General features: G+C 43.2%; 14 protein-coding genes, 1 tRNA gene and 1 other RNA gene. 5 read left to right on the top strand and 11 right to left on the bottom strand.

Annotation, left to right across the window (positions count from 1 at the left end):
* Positions 1 to 140 precede the first annotated feature (140 nt).
* From R7E38_RS22550 to R7E38_RS22530, 5 genes are all read right to left on the bottom strand, one after another.
* Positions 141 to 560, bottom strand: a complete 420-nt coding sequence (locus tag R7E38_RS22550; RefSeq protein ID WP_005378483.1) for a CBS domain-containing protein — start codon at positions 558 to 560, stop codon at positions 141 to 143.
* A 247-nt stretch (positions 561 to 807) separates the two neighbouring features.
* The gene (locus R7E38_RS22545) at positions 808 to 1,542 is read right to left on the bottom strand and encodes an RNA methyltransferase (protein ID WP_005378485.1); all 735 of its coding nucleotides are present in this window, start codon (positions 1,540 to 1,542) and stop codon (positions 808 to 810) included.
* 212 nt (positions 1,543 to 1,754) lie between these two features.
* Positions 1,755 to 1,851, bottom strand: an RNA gene (gene ffs, locus R7E38_RS22540) — signal recognition particle sRNA small type.
* 137 nt (positions 1,852 to 1,988) lie between these two features.
* Positions 1,989 to 3,992, bottom strand: a complete 2,004-nt coding sequence (locus R7E38_RS22535; protein ID WP_017634751.1) for a GGDEF domain-containing protein — start codon at positions 3,990 to 3,992, stop codon at positions 1,989 to 1,991.
* 152 nt (positions 3,993 to 4,144) lie between these two features.
* Positions 4,145 to 4,888: a hypothetical protein gene (locus tag R7E38_RS22530; RefSeq protein WP_005389942.1), complete on the bottom strand. Its 744-nt coding sequence runs from the start codon at positions 4,886 to 4,888 to the stop codon at positions 4,145 to 4,147.
* A gap of 257 nt (positions 4,889 to 5,145) precedes the next feature.
* Between R7E38_RS22530 and R7E38_RS22525 the strand changes: the two genes are divergently transcribed.
* Complete coding sequence (locus tag R7E38_RS22525) at positions 5,146 to 5,448, top strand: DNA base-flipping protein (RefSeq protein WP_005378570.1); 303 nt, start codon at positions 5,146 to 5,148, stop codon at positions 5,446 to 5,448.
* Positions 5,449 to 5,478: 30 nt separating this feature from the next.
* Here the strand turns inward: R7E38_RS22525 and R7E38_RS22520 are convergent, their stop codons facing one another.
* Positions 5,479 to 5,913: a YbaY family lipoprotein gene (locus R7E38_RS22520; RefSeq protein ID WP_226084310.1), complete on the bottom strand. Its 435-nt coding sequence runs from the start codon at positions 5,911 to 5,913 to the stop codon at positions 5,479 to 5,481.
* Between the two features lie 240 nt (positions 5,914 to 6,153).
* Here R7E38_RS22520 and tesB point away from each other — a divergent pair, with 240 nt between their 5' ends.
* Positions 6,154 to 7,014: an acyl-CoA thioesterase II gene (tesB, locus tag R7E38_RS22515; RefSeq protein WP_005378575.1), complete on the top strand. Its 861-nt coding sequence runs from the start codon at positions 6,154 to 6,156 to the stop codon at positions 7,012 to 7,014.
* Between the two features lie 68 nt (positions 7,015 to 7,082).
* Here tesB and R7E38_RS22510 read toward each other — a convergent pair whose 3' ends face one another.
* Complete coding sequence (locus tag R7E38_RS22510) at positions 7,083 to 10,124, bottom strand: cadherin repeat domain-containing protein (protein ID WP_226084309.1); 3,042 nt, start codon at positions 10,122 to 10,124, stop codon at positions 7,083 to 7,085.
* A gap of 455 nt (positions 10,125 to 10,579) precedes the next feature.
* Positions 10,580 to 11,044, bottom strand: coding sequence for an Lrp/AsnC family transcriptional regulator (locus R7E38_RS22505; RefSeq protein ID WP_025998626.1), 465 nt, complete (start codon positions 11,042 to 11,044; stop codon positions 10,580 to 10,582).
* A gap of 140 nt (positions 11,045 to 11,184) precedes the next feature.
* Here R7E38_RS22505 and R7E38_RS22500 point away from each other — a divergent pair, with 140 nt between their 5' ends.
* On the top strand, positions 11,185 to 12,279 hold the full coding sequence (locus tag R7E38_RS22500) for a PLP-dependent cysteine synthase family protein (protein WP_053303257.1): 1,095 nt from the start codon (positions 11,185 to 11,187) through the stop codon (positions 12,277 to 12,279).
* 61 nt (positions 12,280 to 12,340) lie between these two features.
* On the opposite strand, the gene R7E38_RS22495 is transcribed toward R7E38_RS22500, so the two are convergent.
* Entirely contained in the window at positions 12,341 to 12,658 is a 318-nt protein-coding gene (locus R7E38_RS22495) for a DUF1244 domain-containing protein (RefSeq protein ID WP_005378586.1), read from the bottom strand.
* Positions 12,659 to 12,872: 214 nt separating this feature from the next.
* On the opposite strand from R7E38_RS22495, the gene R7E38_RS22490 reads away from it, so the two are divergent.
* Complete coding sequence (locus R7E38_RS22490) at positions 12,873 to 13,448, top strand: porin family protein (protein ID WP_005378589.1); 576 nt, start codon at positions 12,873 to 12,875, stop codon at positions 13,446 to 13,448.
* An 80-nt stretch (positions 13,449 to 13,528) separates the two neighbouring features.
* Here the strand turns inward: R7E38_RS22490 and vmeF are convergent, their stop codons facing one another.
* Both vmeF and R7E38_RS22480 read right to left on the bottom strand, forming a co-directional pair.
* Positions 13,529 to 16,642, bottom strand: coding sequence for a multidrug efflux RND transporter permease subunit VmeF (gene vmeF, locus R7E38_RS22485; protein WP_226084308.1), 3,114 nt, complete (start codon positions 16,640 to 16,642; stop codon positions 13,529 to 13,531).
* On the bottom strand, positions 16,642 to 17,736 hold the full coding sequence (locus R7E38_RS22480) for an efflux RND transporter periplasmic adaptor subunit (RefSeq protein ID WP_005378593.1): 1,095 nt from the start codon (positions 17,734 to 17,736) through the stop codon (positions 16,642 to 16,644). Before R7E38_RS22480 ends, vmeF begins: the two co-directional genes overlap by 1 nt.
* Before the next feature lie 292 nt (positions 17,737 to 18,028).
* Here R7E38_RS22480 and R7E38_RS22475 point away from each other — a divergent pair.
* A tRNA-Tyr gene (locus R7E38_RS22475) sits at positions 18,029 to 18,095 on the top strand.

Raw genomic sequence — 18,095 nt, 5'->3', positions numbered from 1 at the left:
GAGTAGTTTTACAGGCAAAGCCGAAACGGATGATAACCACCTACTGAAGTAGGTGGTTTAGGGCTGAAAATAAAAAAGACGCCGAAGCGTCTTTCCAAACCAGTTTAAAAGCAATATTCCGTAAAGTTTAAACAGAGAGGTTAAACGGGATGCTTAAAGCACTCATTTAATGTCATTCCTATGGCACGCAGCACGTCTCTTCTTGTGATAACACCAACCAACTTACCTTTGCCATCCACCACTGGATACATTTTCGGCTTTCCAACTTTCATCATGTCAGCCAGTTCAATTACTGACATTTCTGGAGAAACAGATAAGACATCATCATGCATACACTCTTGTACCGTATGTGTATCTTGGCAGTGATAACTTGCTTTCACCAACTTATCTAATAAGTCTTGCTCCGATAAAAACCCAACCACTTTTTCATTTTCATCAATGACAGGGCCACCTAGTGTGACACTTTGCATTACTTTGTTTAAAGCTGCCGAAAGTGACATATCTTTCGTGAAAGTCACCGCTTGCAACGTCATGTAATCTTTTACTTTTAATGAATGCATTCTTATCTCCTTAAGGGCATTTTATTGCGGCCTTTAGATAAGTGTCGCCTAATTTCCTGATTTTACTAAATGGAAAGGAGTAATTTTATTTATAGGCACAGCCTATTGAACTAAAACAAAATTAACTCACCGAACAACATTCACTGTATTTCGTTAAACGCAAGATTCAGCCAGGCTGATTTTTCTAGGCAATAAATACAACAAAGCCAGTCAAATTGACTGGCTTTGTTATTAAGTAATTGTTGCGTTAGCTATGTTGGCGGCGCATGTTGTCTAAAATAATGCCAGTCGCCATCGCGACATTCAGTGATTCGGCACCGCCAAACGCCGGAATCGTGATTTTATCTGTCACGAATTTTGCTGCGGCTTCGCGCACACCATGAGATTCGCTGCCCATCAACAAAATACCTTCAGCAGCGAAATCCGTTTTATGAACGCTCTCTCCTTCCAAAAACGCGCCATATACTGGCAATTTGGCGTGTTCCAAGTAACTTGGCAAATCCACCAAACTCACTTGTACGCGGCCAAAGCTGCCCATGGTCGCACTGATCGTTTTAGGATTATAAGGATCAGCACAATCTGTACTCGCAATAATGTGCTTGATGCCATACCAGTCTGCAACACGAATAATCGTACCTAGATTACCAGGGTCGGATACACCATCTAGCGCAATCATCAAGCCTTTCGCTTGAGGCTCTTTTACACTCGGAATTTCAACCACAGCAATGGCCGCATTATTGCTCACAAGCGTGCTCGCTTTGGTCAATTCATCAAGCGATGCTTCAACACAATCAAAACGATTTAGCGTACCAGCATTTTGTTCGAGAAATGCCGCTGTTGCAAAAACCTGCTTCACCTTCAATGAACTACTTGCTAGCTCTAGTACGTTCTTTTCACCCTGAACTAGGAATAAGCCATGCGCTTTACGCTGTTTCTTTTGACCTAAAGCACGAAGCAGTTTTAATTGGTTTTTTGAAATCATTAAAGTATCCCAGGTGAAAATGGTTATTCGGCGAGCGTACCCTAAACAATCTTCACGACAGTTCGGTATCAAGCGGATGAGATTATAAATTATACCTAAATAACCTCAAGAAGCTTGATCATCAGAAGACGTTGAACACCAAGCGTAGCCAAAATAAAAGGAGGCTCAAAAACGAAAAAAGCCCTGCGATAACGCAGGGCTTTCAAAGGGTGGGACCCCAGCCACATCCCGGCACACAAGTCACACGCTGCGGCTGCTTCCTTCCGGACCTGACCGAGTTCACGAGCTATTGTTGCGAGAGGACCAGAGCCCCATAATTCTTTTCGAGAGGTCTTGCCTCAATCGATGGGGCGATTATTCAGTATCAGCTCTCATAATGCAAGAGCAAAAACCTTGAATTTCATCATTTCATTACCGTTTGAACAAAACTCGATCAATTCATTCCTTTATGATGAAACCGTGCAGTCACGATAAGAGGAGTCGTGCCGTGAGGACTGCTTACTCATGTACATGTCTTCATCAGCCAAATGCATCGCTTGCTCTAAGCTCATGTGCCGTTCCCTTTTTGCAGAGAAACCAATAGAGATACTTATAGACTCCAAATCACTACATAATTTGCCTTTCACATCGATTCTACTGAGCTCTCTCATTGCTCTAGTTAACTCGGCTTGCGTAGGATAACCCAGTAATATGAACTCATCCCCTCCAATTCGATAACATCTTCCCGACCAGACATAATGAATTTTTAGCGCCAGTAGTTGTAAAACTTCGTCCCCAGCGCGATGACCATAAGTGTCATTGATTCGTTTGAAATGATTAATGTCTAAGTAAAGTATGGATAGATCTTTGTTTACTCCTTTTCGATACTTTACTTGCAACGCACGACGATTCCTTAACCCTGTTAAGTTGTCAGTGTTCGATTGACGGTAAAGATAAAGCGAAACACAAATAGCAAACAATAATACAAAGATAAACACAGCTTGTGTTTGCGTCGCTAATCGAATCTCATATTCAAGTGCGGTACGCCAATCTGGGCGTACATCGTACTGAGCAATGATCTTATCAACTTCTAACATCGCTATCGCTCGACTGAAGAAAGGCGCAAGCATGGCTCCTTTTTCATTCGCGACCAATCCAACAGAGAGTTGTGACTCATAAAACTCGCCAATAGCGGTATCCTGCTCTATCGGAACCAATTCACTGAGACGTAAAAAATGATTGAGCATCGCCGTATCCATCGGAATGTAATCGACTTCTTCATTTAGTAGCCCCTGAATGAGCTCTTGTTGGGTACGATAACGTTTGAGTTCTTTTAGCGGTAACAGTTGCGTCATCATTTGATCGAAAAAGTCATCCTTAACTACGCCAATCCGCTCAGATATCAACTGTGAAACATGAGAGTATGTGCTCGGTTTGTAACCTAAACGCTTGACCATCACCGATGCTGGCGCGTAATGGGGCTTTGGAAAGTAGCTAAATGCGCGCCGCTCACGGCTGACCGTTAACGGCGCCAAAATTTCGAAATTACCTTGGATAAACTCATGGTACATAGAACCCCAGCTTTCACCAGGCTCACTAATGATCAAGCAGTTTAAAGCCAAGATCTCACAGCTTCTCAGGACTACATCAGCCGTCATCCCTTCGACACTACCATCTGCGTTGTATACAACATATGGAAAGATAGATTCGAGCTTAATCCGTATTGGTTCATTAAAATCAAGGGGTAATAAACGAATAGAATCACGCAACGCTGCTCGCCTTAATTCAAATTGATACTGGGAAATTTCTTCGCGAAGCTGCTTTTGCACCGCTTCCCCGTGAATAAACGTAGCGAACGTGTCCAACTCTTCAAGATGATGATCTTTTTTACTGATGATGGATACGGGCTTTATCGAAATCTGATCATTGAGCATCTTGGCGTCAAACCCCTCCATCAGCATCGGCTTGAGCTGGTTAATGGCATCGACAACGCCATCCACAGCACCTGAACGTAGCAGTGTTACTGCTTGTTCGTGACCTTGATAAGAGATCTGTTCTAGCTCAGGGTAGTGTTGTTTAAGTAATTGGGCATAAACTGTATCTTTGGGGACGCCAACACGCGAAATGTCACTCAACGTCGAATCTTTTAAACCAAAGAGGTAGGTATATTCGATATTTGTTGGGCGGGAATAACTAAAACGTTGAGCACGTTCTTGTGTGTAAGTGATATTCGCAGCAAAGTCCGCTTCCCCATTCGCTACTGAATTTAGAATGGCATCAAAGCTGGAGTAGTTCACGTATTGAACGGTAAAGCCAAACTCCTTTGAAGCAGCATTGAAAAGAACACGAGTGACGACATCATCCGCTTCAGTCGCGACTTTATAATGAGCAATTAAAGGGGCTTCGGCTTTTACATTCAAACTCAAGAGGCAACATGCAAAAAGCAACAGTGTTCGAGCAAAAGTTGTCATGACAAACTTATCTTAAATCAACCACTTATATTGTGGTTATTATTATTGGAAGTGTAGTAAATATGAAATGAAGAACATATACTAATCTCCATTTTGTTCCACAACCAATTCGATACTCTGCCGCACATGTCACTTTTTACCTGACTAAAAACTCATAATTCAGCCTGTTCATCGCTACTACGTAAAATATAGTCAGTCATCCAAGCCGTCCCTAACAAACAGATCCAAACCACGAAAACAGGGTTTGGCACATCCGTGGTCGGGCTGACGACTAAAGCGGCAAAACCCACAGTCGGCAATGTCCAACATAATAATTTGCTCCAACGAATGGTATGTTGAAGCTTCGCAAGTGCTTCCATTGACGCTAACATTCCCGTCAAACTTAACGCCATAAGAACGGCGTACGGTAGGCCTGCAATCCACAATGGGAGCAACAAAAACAACGGCCACCAGCTGTGTTTATTGGATGGCGTCCAATGCGCAGCCGACCACCACATCGCCATAACCGCAATGGTTTGAACCACTGTAACCCAAGCAGAACCATCCAGCTTACCGCCTTGCTGTGTGACCATAAGACCAACTTGCAGTGTAAGTACAATAAGACCAGCGGTGAGCAACACACCTAAAGAGCTTCTACGAGAAAATACCACCATTAAAAGTGGGAAAAGGATCAAAACACCAACCGACAAAGCAATTGGCTGCATTGAGAGTGTCGCACCAAAAGCCATCATCGCGCCCAGCAATACTAAGCCAGCGAACCCACCTTGTGGCAGAACCCACAGCGCGGGGATCATAAGTGCAAGAACGGGAATGTCACCCTCGCTCAAACTCATCGCCCGAACACAGACAACAGCGAGTAAGGTCGTAACGAAAAATTGAAGTGTCGATAAAATCATAGCGCCTCCTGGCTTCCCCACCTACTTGGTAACTCAACGGCAAAAACTGGGATTGAAAGTCGTTGAGAGGGTCTAGATTCAAGCTTAGCTTGCGTTTGCTTCATGCTGTTTAAGGCTCATCAACCAACGACACTAAAGAACAGAAAATGTAATTCTTCAAAGTGAGTCGCTGGCAACACAAGGGTTAAGAACCGTTAGCAATATACAAGTCCAATGGTTTACCATTCCTTAGTAACCCAAAATAGACACTTTTGAGTATGGACCAATTTTTAGCGCAAATCTTTGCTGTAATTCACCAAATTCCAAAAGGAAAAGTCTCCACCTATGGGGAAATTGCCAAAATGGCCGGTTATCCGGGCTATGCGAGACATGTTGGTAAAGCACTGGGCAACTTACCAGAAGGCAGTAAACTCCCCTGGTTTAGAGTGGTAAATAGCCAAGGAAAAATATCTTTAAAAGGCAGAGACTTAGAGCGACAAAAAAAGAAATTAGAAGCAGAAGGGATTGAAGTATCGGAAGTTGGCAAAACTTCACTTAAAAAATACAAATGGCAGCCTTAAGCTGCCATTTTTTGTTCTCAGTACGTCGTATTAACGTGTTCCAACTAGACGAATATCTAATTGGTGAGTTTGTGCTTCATCTGTAATAACACCGTTATGTGTGTCGCTGATAAAACGCAGCTTTCCATCTACCTCAATGCGAGCACGAACGCTGTAACGATGGTTTGGTTTGATTTCATTGCTGTCGTAACTCAACTCAAAAGAAAGAGGAACTTGCTTACCTTCTGTTTCGAATGTCTGTTTCGCCAACACTTTTGCTGGCGCATCCGCCAAGGACACATCTTCTAACGCAATAGTAACCACTGCGTTTGGTGGCAAGGCAATCCGCTCGCGATAAGCCACTGTACCTGTAATCGTCTTCATTGACGCTTCTGTAGATTCCATTTCTGTATTTTGAGAAGTTTGGCAACCCACTAACGCAGCCCCATAGAGTAGAGAAGTAACAAGTAGTAGTGTTTTTTTCATATATTCCTCGAAAAGAGCATTAAACCGAGGCAATTATAGGTGTGGAATATAAAACTGTCTGCTTCCTGTCACTTTATTTGACAATAGTTTGACTGAGTTAGAATTTATCAAACAATTGATTTTGTTTCATAATTGGAACAATACTATTTCTAAGTTACTCAATAGTTCTTAACTATGCCACTTCACAAGAGTGAGGCTGTTGAGGTAACTTGGAATGAAAGACAACGGTGAGGAGACACAATGAGTAAACCACTACGAGAATTGCTCAGCCTACTACAACTCGAAAAATTAGAAGAAGGCTTGTTTCGTGGCCAAAGTGAAAACCTAGGTTTGCCTCAAGTTTATGGCGGTCAAGTAATTGGGCAAGCGCTTTCTGCTGCGCGCTACACCGTTGAAGAAACACGCACGGTACACTCCTTCCATAGCTATTTTTTGTACCCTGGCGATCCAGAAAAACCTATTATTTATGATGTAGAAAATCTGAGAGATGGCCGTAGCTTTAGCACTAGACGCGTAAAAGCAATTCAAAATGGACGCCCTATTTTTTACCTAACCGCATCCTACCATGGCGATCAACCTGGGTTTGATCATCAAAAAGAAATGCCAGATATCCCTGGTCCAGAAAACTTTGCCTCAGAGAGTGAGCTCGCAAGCCATATTGCAGAATTTCTACCCAAACGCTTACGCAAAACATTTTGCGGGGAAAAGCCAATCGAAACTCGCCCCGTTACGGTTATCAACCCTTTGAAGCCCAAAAAAGCAGAACCCAAACAGTACCTTTGGATTCGTGCTAATGGTGAAATGCCAGAGAATCAGCTAATTCACCAGTACCTTCTGGCCTACGCATCCGATTGGGGATTCCTTGTGACAGCAATGCATCCACATGAAGTCTCATTAATGACGCCTAACTTTCAAGTGGCCACCATTGACCACTCTATCTGGTTCCATCGTCCGTTTAAGATGGATGAATGGCTTCTATATGCGATAGAGAGCCCAACGGCGAGCAATACTCGTGGGTTGGTCCGTGGCGAAATATACAACCAGCAAGGTCACTTAGTGGCGACCGCCGTGCAAGAAGGGGTGATGCGCTACACGAAATAGCTCGTGTTCGCCAGACGAAAAAAGGAGTGCTGTTCCGCACTCCTTTTTTAAGGGGTATCAAACGATGATTAATTTGGTTGATACTTCATGTTAATAACCGACCATTCGTAAAGTGATTTCGGGTAACCATATTCGCCTTTCCCGTAAATGACATTTGGGTCGGCATAGAATCCACCTTTATTCGTTGCTAAAAATTCACGAACCCCACGACGGTAAGTAATCACAGGTGCTACTAACTCATACTCTACCTTTTCCATCTTCGAGTCATCAATTATTAAGAACCGAGTCATACGAATCGTGCTGCCGTTGGTGCAGTACCCTGGGTCATCATAGTCAATTGCTTCAAAAGGCTTGAGATCATCTTCGAACAGCTCTGATGTACATCCATCAAATCGAGCTAAGTGTACCCACGCTCCTTTTATTAGAGTTTGGTCATCGTTACCCACCGGCTTGAATGCAAGTAGTGCAATCTTACCTTTGCCGTATAATTTCAATTCTTCGTCCGTTGGCTCACGCACTGAACGAACGTTCATCAAACCAAACTCACTTTCTTCTAAGTTAGAAAACTTACGTGCATTTAGCGTGCTAAACAATACTGTTTGTTCAGTTTCAAGCAATGTATATTGATCCGCAACACCTTCATCTGCAAAGCTTAGATACAGCTGGACTTTCTTACTTTCCAGCGCTTTGTAATCTCGAGATTCTCCTTCCGAAACGTCGAGAGAAATCCAACGTCTTTTTACTGGTGGGAGGTCAAGTAACGTCAGCTCTTCCTTATCAACATCTAATGAAGCGACTCCTTTAATTGTTGAGCTGGATATTTGATAGCTGCGGTTTCCTATTGGTGTACCAAAATCTAGCTTAACCTTTTTAAATGGTTCAAATTCCACCTTCATTGTAGAAGCACTTAAACCAGGGTGATTCGCTTTGTTAATAGTGCCATTTACGACGATTGTTTTAGCTTTGTAGTTGCGTCCAGTAAGAGTAACCTCTAATTGGTACTCGCCTGCGTGCAGGATTTTCAAACGCCCTGTATCAGGGGAAACTAACTCGACCACAGGATCTTTTTGGTTAATAAGGCGGTAACTTGCCTTCGCAGTCCCACCACTCATCACTGGTGAGATAACACTACCAGCGGAGAATTCTACCGTTGGGTAAGTAACCGATACAGGGTTTGTGCCTTGTTTAATCGTGACCGAGAAACCACTTTCACCCGGATCCACTTTGTCGTCCCCCGCATCCGAAACAATAATTTTTGTGCTACCCGCGTTAAGAATTTGCATGGCACCCGTTTGGCTGTTTAAGGAAACCACATCTGTTGCTGCGTTGTCTGCAAATCGGTACGTAACTTCCCCAACCGTACCAGAGATTTTCGGCGCAACAAATGTTTGGCCAACCTTCCAAATCTCTTCCACATCGGATTGAACTTCAATTCGGCTCGGCGCACTCAAAATTGTCACGTAGACTTTTTGATCAGGACCAACGGTATAATTCGCGCTCTCTTTTCTGCGCACAGTTAGCGTCGCTTTACCCGCTTTATACACATGGAGACGTCCTTCACTAAAACCACCGACAACATCTGGTGCGGTGTTATCTACAATCTCAATTTGCTCGTCAGCACTCAAACCAAAATCACGGTGAAGATCAAAACTGTATTTGTTGCTGTATACAACGTCATAATCGTGCGTTGCCATGGGTTGGCCTTCAGCCTTTGCAACTTTAATGACGACATTAAATTGAATAGGTTGGTAGAACTCCCCACCATCGTCTTCAAACTTAAGGTCGTACTCACCCGCAGTCACTACCTCCAACTTGCCGTCAGTCATTCGTAAGCCATTAGGTAAGCTGCTAACTAGATTTACGTTACCTTTTTGCCCTTTAAACGCCAGAGGGATTGAAAGATTTGGTTGATAGGTAAGCGGCATTTCAATGTCTTTTATAACGGGATGAGGCGCGCGATTAACTTCAAGATCAAAGCGAGTTTTGCTTGCAGGATAATTACGCATGTCATGCTCGTAAATTTCCACTTCAGCAGCACCAACACCTTTGATCAGTAATGCTTCACCATTTTCAGTTTTAGCGACAACGTCTTCACCACGAATGATTCTCAGCTCATAGTCACCGTAGGCGTTCGTCACCTTAGGGAAAATTCGTCCACCTTCCTCATAAGTTGTGACAATATCCGCTGCGCTGATTTCTTGACGCTTGCCTTGTTTTATATCCACAAAAAATTGCGCTGTTTGCTGTTTATCCAGAAACGCGTCGCTGTAAGTTGCAGTCGCTTCAACCGTTAATCGCCCAACATTATGAACAAGAAGCAAACCCGTTTCAGGGTCTAGCAACTCGGCCACCTTGCTGTCTGGTACACTATTTATGATTTTGTAAGAAATACGTTGCGTTTGAGCTTTATCTAGACGCACTGGTTCTAACGTCAACCCTTCTCGATACTCGTCTTCAAGCAAAGCGAACTGTAATTGCCCCGGAGAGACTGCATGCAGTTTAACCGTAGCGCGAACTTGTTTCGGCAAGTAAAAGTCGTTACCTGAATCAGTAATCAGCACCGATGCCTGACCAACTGAACCTAATGAATATACCGAACCGTTCTCATCAACACGAATCAAGTTATGACCACTTTCTACCTCATAACTCAGTTCGCCTTTTTGGCCACGGACGATCAACGCTTTTCCTTCTGACTCAATCGCATTGAAATTCAGATCACTCACTGAAAGTTCAGTATTGATGCCTCGCTCTACAGTGACAGAAAATCTTGCTTCAGAAGATTCATAAGCAGAGCTACTATCTGTAGCAAGAATCGTCGCCGTTCCTGGGCGCAGAATTTGTAGTATTCCTGAGTCATTAATTTTCACGACATTTGGCGGATTAGAGTCAATGACTTGGTAAGATACCGACCCATGTACATTGCTCAGTTTTGCTTCAGTAACCGTTCCCACTCCTTCAAACTTCAACACCGTGTCTTCCACTTTTAATTGCGGACGGTTCTGCTTTGTTATCGTAGTTGGTGTCTTCGTATTGTTCGGCTTAGAGTCTCCCCCACAGCCACAGCCAGCAAGTAAAGCTGCGAGAAAAAGCAAATAGTAATTTCTGTTCATTTTTAGTAATACTTTGTTACATACAAGATGGGGCGATAATAATACGATGTTTTATTAATCACTATCCCCATTTTTGAGTACTTTATTACTTAAGTAATTGCTACTGTATTCATCCTAAAAACAAATACTCAAAAATAGCGACCAAATTACATGAAAACACAAAAAGCAAACGTTTAAATCAAACTCTTCCATTAATTTAGTAAAAATTAATATTCAATAAAATAAAACATGAAAAAGAAAGAGAAAAAATTGCGTTATTTTTCTTTCATTATGATGTACAGGATTAATGGACTGTAAAAACAAATGGTTAATGAAAAATAGAAGAGAGAATAAATATCGTTTATATTTATAAAAATCTGGTAGGAAATAGTTTTAAAAGCATAATCAAACTACCTTTTAACATTTAAAATACTAAAAGGTAGAATTAACATTAGATAGAATTCTTATAGGGCGAGTTATTTTAGGATTGGTAACTCTGTTGTGTATTTAATGGACTCCATAGCAAATGTTGAAGTCACATTAGATAGCCCTTTTACGCTATTAACTAACCGCTTATAGAATTCGTCAAAACACTTCATATCTTTGACTAGTACTTTCATCATGTAGTCATACTCGCCAGCCATACGATAAAACTCCATTACCTCAGGAAAGTCACTCACAGTTGTAACAAAATGGTGATACCAACCTTCGGAATGATCAATCGTTTTTAACTGAACAAATGCAATGAAAGATAGCTCGAGCTTTTCTGCACTTAACAACGCCACGCGTTTTTCGATGTAGCCCTCTTCTTCCAACCTTTTCAAGCGCTTCCAGCATGGTGTTGTAGTAAGATTGACTCGCTCAGCCACGTCATTTAATGACAAGGTGCTGTCGGTTTGTAGTAAAGCAAGCAGCTGCTTATCTATTCGATCTAAACTCATTTCTATAAAACCCATAAAATGTAGAAAACTTTTCTACAAAAATCTTTATTAAGAGTAACAATAGCAAAGTTTTTCTCGAAAATTATAGATAAATTATCCCTATCTAATACTTATCTATCGATTTCCCAAGGAGAGACGCCATGTGTACTGACCACAATTGGATCAACAATGCAGTGCGTAAAATTGAAGCAGACTTCCAACGTTCTGCTGATACTCATTTATTTAAACTTGAACTGCCTTCTCTTGATGGTATCGATATCTACCTAAAAGATGAGAGCACGCATCCAACAGGCTCTCTTAAGCATCGATTGGCGCGCTCATTGTTTCTTTATGCTATTTGTAATGGATGGATTGGTCCTGAAACCACTGTAATCGAGGCGTCCTCAGGCAGCACTGCCGTTTCGGAAGCGTATTTTGCGCGTTTACTTGGCTTACCGTTCATTGCCGTCATGCCGAAAACCACTGCACGTAAAAAGATCGAACAAATTGAATTTTACGGTGGTAAAGCGCATCTTGTAGAGCGCTCAGATCAGATTTATGACGAGTCTCGACGCTTGGCTCAAGAGTTAAATGGTCACTACATGGATCAGTTTACTTATGCTGAACGTGCGACTGACTGGCGCGGTAACAACAACATCGCGAACTCTATCTTTAGCCAAATGGAGTTAGAGGATCACCCGATTCCTAGCTGGGTAGTGATGAGTCCTGGAACAGGGGGCACATCAGCAACCATTGGCCGTTTTATTCGTTACCAAAAATACGACACCAAGCTTTGCGTGGTAGACCCTGAAAACTCAGTGTTTTACGACGCTTTCCAGTCAGGAAATCACTCATTGAAAGGTGATACTGGCAGCAAAATTGAAGGTATCGGGCGACCACGTGTCGAACCAAGCTTTATTGCTGGTGTCATTGATGAAATGCGCAAAATTCCAGACGCAGCCAGTGTGGCAACTGCCCATTGGGTATCTCAGCTGATTGGGCGTAAAGTCGGCGCATCAACAGGCACCAATCTTTACGGTGTGCTGCAATTGGCTTGTGAGATGAAACAACGCGGTGAGAAGGGTTCTATCGTGACGCTTCTATGTGATTCTGGAGAGCGTTACCTAGATACGTATTATGACTTAACATGGGTAAAAGAGAACATCGGCGATATTCAACCTTACTTAGCTCAACTCGAAGTCATTCAAGCAAAAGGTTGCGTTGAGCCAGCTTGTTGCGGCTCAATTAACGCTTAACGTGCAAACTGGACTTTAAAAAACAGCCCAACTTCATACGGGCTGTTTTTATCGCTGGGTTTTACTTTTTCTGGCGCGCTTCAAACGCAGCCAATTGTTCTGGCGTTGCCGCTGGTTGATGATTTTGTTTCCATTCATCGTAAGTCATGCCGTAAACACGTTCGCGAGCGTCATCAATATCTAAATCCAAACCGAGATTTTCAGCCTCAGATTTATACCATTTGCTAAAGCAGTTGCGACAGAAGCCCGCAAGGATCATCAGGTCGATGTTTTGTACGTCTTTGTTGGCATCTAAATGCGCCAATAAACGGCGAAATGTCGCCGCGTCTAACTTATCTTGTTCTTCTTGAGTCAAGTTTTTGTATTTGAATTCAGCCACTTTCCTTTCCTTCTCTCTTATTTAGCTAGCTTTCGTCACCATATCTAGTTAGTCGGTAGTCATGAGTAAGAAGTATGCTTTAGCGCAACAATTCCCATTCTAAAATCACTACCTTTGATAAAAGCTGATATGATAATTACCATCCATCCTATTGATTAAATTAACATTTAAACAAATCATTACAACGGTCTTTTACCAAGGTTATCGTCTAGTTATGAAAAACGCCATTCTATTATTGTCTGCCTTGACCATTAGCGTGCCAACTTTAGCTGCTCAAGAACAAGCTCATCAATCTTATTTTTATCTGGGTACTGGTAACGTTGGTTTTGATACACCGTACTTCGGCTCGGATAGAGACAATGAGTGGTCAACACCACATATCACAGTTGGCTGGGGTTACCATGTAAACCAATACCTCGCGTTTGAAGGGGTTCTGCGCTATTCACAAAATGAACTTAAGAACGATGCTCTAAAAACTGACTTAGATCTTCACTATTACCAAGCAGGTATGTCTGCTGTTGTAACAAGTGATAACTTAGGCGATACGCCGCTGTCACTGTTTGGTCGCGTAACTGCGCTTGGCACTCAAGCTGAAATGTATGTTCCAAACGAACAAAAAGTCACAGATGATTCAGGCGCGCTATTCAACATCGGTGCTGGTGTCCATTGGGATATGAGCAAAGATATCTGGTTACGCGCAGAGTACATTTATAATGTCGCGGATATGGGTTTTGAAGATTTTTACGACAGCTACGAAGGTGTACAAATCAGCCTAGGGAAACGCTTCTAATCGAACGCTTCCGAGCTAACTTTAAACCGATAAAGAGAAGCCGAGGTTATTACCTCGGCTTTTATGTTTTAACGTTTGATTTAAGGGTGCGCTATACGGCCCTTCGTATCATGGCTAATTGCTTTGTTTAACTCTGCTTCTACATGACCTGGTGCTTGTGTTTTCGCCGAAATCAATCGGTACATTGCCGGGATAACAAACAAGGTCACCAATGTCGCAAACCCCATCCCGAAAAAGATAACCGTACCCACGGCAATACGGCTCTCATAACCCGCCCCTGTCGATACGATCAACGGAATTGCGCCAGCAAGTGTGGTAAACGCAGTCATCAAGATTGGACGTAGACGTCGCGCGGCAGCATCAATGATCGCTTTTTCAAACCCAACGCCACGATCACGTAGCTGATTGGCAAATTCTACGATCAAAATACCGTTTTTCGTCACCATGCCAATCAACATGATCATGCCGATCTGACTATAAATGTTCATACCTTGGCCCATAATAACCAAACCAAGGAAGCCACCAAATACACCCATCGGCACCGTAAACATGACCACTAACGGGTTTATGAAGCTTTCAAACTGAGCCGCCAACACGAGATACGCCACTAGTAGTGCCAATGCAAACACAACAGCAACACTCGCTTGGTTCTCTTTAAAGTCTTTCGACTCCCCCGAATAACTCACCGAAATGTCACCCGGTAAGTTGTCGATGGCTTCCTGGTCTAGGTAATTCAGCGCATCTCCTAATGTATAACCTTCCGACAGGTTGGCAGTAATAGTGATGGACTTCTGTTTGTTGTAGTGAGAAAGACGAATAGAGGCCGCCACTTCTTCAATTTTTGTGACCGCATCTAACGTCACTAGCTGACCGCTATTCGTGCGTAGATAAATCTGACTTAAATCTGCAGCATTATTAAAGCTATTTTCATCACCGCGAAGATACACATCGTACTCTTCGCCACGCTCAACATAGGTCGTTTCGCTTTTACCACCGAGCATGATTTCTAGGGTGTCAGAAATGTCTTTAACACTGACTCCTAGCTCTGCGGCACGCTGTCGGTCAACTGTAACCAATAACTCAGGCGTTTTTTCCGAGTAATCTATCTCTGCTCCTTCCATCATTGGTGATTCTTCTGCTTTGTTCTTTAGCATTTCAGCCCAAACAACGAGCTCATCGTAATCAGAGCCGCCTAATACGAACTGAACTGGCTCACTCGAACCACCTTGGAAACCTGGCATAAATGGGAACACTCGAACATCTGGGATACCCGCCAATTCTTTCCGTACTTTGTTAAGGGCTTGCTGAGCCGTGATATCACGTTCGTTCCAATCTTCTAGAATCATGATCACAAAGCCTGTCTGGTCTCCTGCCTGGCCACCAAACGCTGGCGTTTGGATACTGAATGACTTCAGATAACCTTGCCCTAGTAATGGCATCAATCGGTCTTCGACAATATCCATATTGGCTGACATACGATTGTACGACGTAGCATCTGCACCTCGCACAAACGCGAATATCACACCGCGATCTTCTTGTGGGGTCAGCTGGGCCGGTACCTGATTCATCAAGAAATAGCTACCGCCCAAACAAGCTAGAATCACCAGGGGAGCAGCCCAACGTACTTTTAATGCGCCTTTCAATAATGCGCGATAGCCACTCTCAAGCTTGCTAAACAAGCGATCAACTGCTTCATTGAATCGATTTGGTTTTACATTCGCTTTCAAAATCTGACTACCTAATACAGGCGTCAGCGTCAGGGCAATCAAAGAGGAGAATATGACCGACATAGCCAGCAATACAGAAAACTCTGTAAATAGTAGACCTACCATGCCATCCATAAAGGAGATCGGTAAGAACACCATCACCAGCACTAATGTTGTTGCTATAACAGCAAAACCAACCTCTCTTGTGCCTTTATATGCGGCGAGTAATGGCGATTCACCGCGTTCAATATGGTGGAAGATATTCTCCACAACCACAATTGCGTCATCCACCACCAAACCAATCGATAATATCAACGCCATCAAGGTGATCAAGTTGATAGAAAACCCAAAGTAGTACGCGGCAATGAACGAAGAAATCAGAGAAACAGGAACCGTAACCGCAGGAATTAAGGTTGCACGAGCTTGGCCGATGAAAATGTACAATACCAAAATCACCAAGCCGCCCGTGATAAATAGCGTGCTGTACACCTCTTCGATTGAACGCTCGATAAACACTGTCGCGTCGTAATCTATCGCAAGACGTGTACCTTCTGGTAAGAACTTCTGGATGTTATCGACTTCAGACCTAACCAGCTTCGCAACCTCTAACGGGTTTGCGTCTGACTGCGGTACCACACCAAGACTGATGTTTACTACACCATCACTTTTGAAGGTTGAGTTTTCGTTTTCTGCACCAATGAAGACATCTGCTACATCTTTTAAATAGATAGGTGTATTGTCGCTTGCGCGTTTAATGACAAGATATTGAAAATCTTCAGGCGTGTTATAAGTACGAGCCGTACGCACGGACATTACTGTTGAGTCGTTGCGAACTTCACCACCTGGGCTTTCTAGGTTCTCACTTCGCAAAGCTGATGTAATATCCGAAGCTGTAACTGAACGTCCAGCCATTAGTTCTGGCTTAAGCTTCACGTACATGACCTTGTACAAACCACCGGAGAGATCAATGGAGCTAACCCCAGAGATCAGGCTAAAGCGGTCCATCAATACACGTTCGGCATAATCGGTTAATTGAGTACGGTCCATCTCTGCAGAACTGAGATTGATGTAGAGCGACGCCTCTCCCGAGCCATTGTTCTTATAAACAATAGGGTCATCCGCTTCATCAGGTAGCGAGCGCTGAGCACGAGCCACTGCATCACGCACGTCGCTCACACCTGTGTTGAGATCGTAACCTAACTCAAACGTGATCGTGATACGCGACATGCTGTTACGAGTAGTGGATCTAATTTCATCAACTCCACTGATCCCAGAAAGCTGGTCTTCCAAAACGGAGGTAATTTGGCTTTCAATAATAGTCGCCGATGCACCCTCATAACGCGTACTGATAGAAACGACTGGGCTTTCTATATCAGGCATTTCACGAACGGCTAATTTGGTGAATGACACAAAGCCAAACACACACAACAGCATGCTCAGAACCAACGCCGCGACAGGGCGTTTAACTGAAACGTCGGACAGTAACATTAGTTTTCTTCCTCATCCGATTCACTGTCATTGCGTGTCACATCCGTGGTGTTCGCTTTTAGTGGCGCGACAATTTCTTTCACTTCGACACCATCACGCATGTTAACAATGCCTTGAACCACAATCTTGTCACCAATCTCAACACCAGATTCGATCACCACCTCGTTGCCAACACGAGCACCTAGCGACACTTCTTGACGAGTAGCTTTGTTATTTTCATCAATTACATATACAAAACGTTTAGTTCCGGAGTATTCAAGTGCTTGAACAGGAATGATTGGCGCCTTAATAGCAGGAAATGCTAGTGAAGCGTTCATCAACATGCCCGGCTTCAATTGATTTTCTGGGTTATCAAACTCAATACGCACGCGAAGATTCAGTGTTTCGGCACTGATCCGCGTATCAATACCTGTGACTTGACCAGTAAAGGTCTGGCTACCCCATGCACTGGTTTTAGCGATGACTTCCATACCAATAGAAAGCATCGATAAATAGCGCTCCGGTACTTGTAAATCCAGTTCCATGACGGAAAGATCATCCAACGTCAAAAGTTCAGTACCCGCACTGACCATTTTGCCGCGGCTAAAATCGATAAAACCAACAGTGCCAGAAAATGGGGCAGTAATATGGAGGTCAGCTAAATTGGCTTGAGCAGCATCAAGCCTCGCTTGTGCTATTTCAACACTGGCTTTTTGTGCATCGATTTCAGTTTGAGTAATCGCATTCCGCTTAACCAAACGTTGGAACTCTTTTAACTTACGCTGTTCATCTTTTAGATACGCCTTTGCCTCAATCAAAGCGGCTTGAGCCTTATCGTCATCTAACTTAATTAATAGCTGGTCTTGCTGGACATTTTGATTCGCTTTAACAGCGATTTGATTCACTTTGCCGGCGACTTCCGATGCGACAACCACAGACTCCGCTGCCTTTAATTTGCCGATAAGAGTTAAGGATTGATTGATCTCATGCGTTTCTACTTGTTCAGTCACAACAGTAACCGCTGAGCCTCCTCGCATCGCAGCGCAAACCGATGGAGAACTCAGTAATATAGAAAGCGTTAAAACAGATAACGATAACGTGGCTTTCATGCTCATGATATTGACTTCTAAACGAATAAACTTATGTCATTAAACTGCTTACAGTTTATCAGTAGATACGGTGTTTAACGTCAAGTAGTGTAAATTCAAGTAAAAAGCGCGCCTCTCTTCTGTTCAAAGGACAAACAAAACGCTGACTTTCTACCATCTTTGCCCAAAAAGACAGCATTCAACGTAAAAACGTAAGAAAAACGCTTTACAGCCTGAGCGAGTTTGCTATGATTCGCTCCGCACTTGGGAGATGAGTTGGGAAAACATCTTACTAAGTATAAAAATCCTCTGGAGGGGTTCCCGAGTGGCCAAAGGGAGCAGACTGTAAATCTGCCGGCACTGCCTTCGATGGTTCGAATCCGTCC

Origin of the sequence: Vibrio sp. Vb2131 (assembly GCF_033338535.1) — a bacterium.
Taxonomy (GTDB): domain Bacteria; phylum Pseudomonadota; class Gammaproteobacteria; order Enterobacterales; family Vibrionaceae; genus Vibrio; species Vibrio alginolyticus.
Note: the sequence above shows the minus strand (reverse complement) of the source record. Positions and strands in the feature narration are given on the sequence as shown.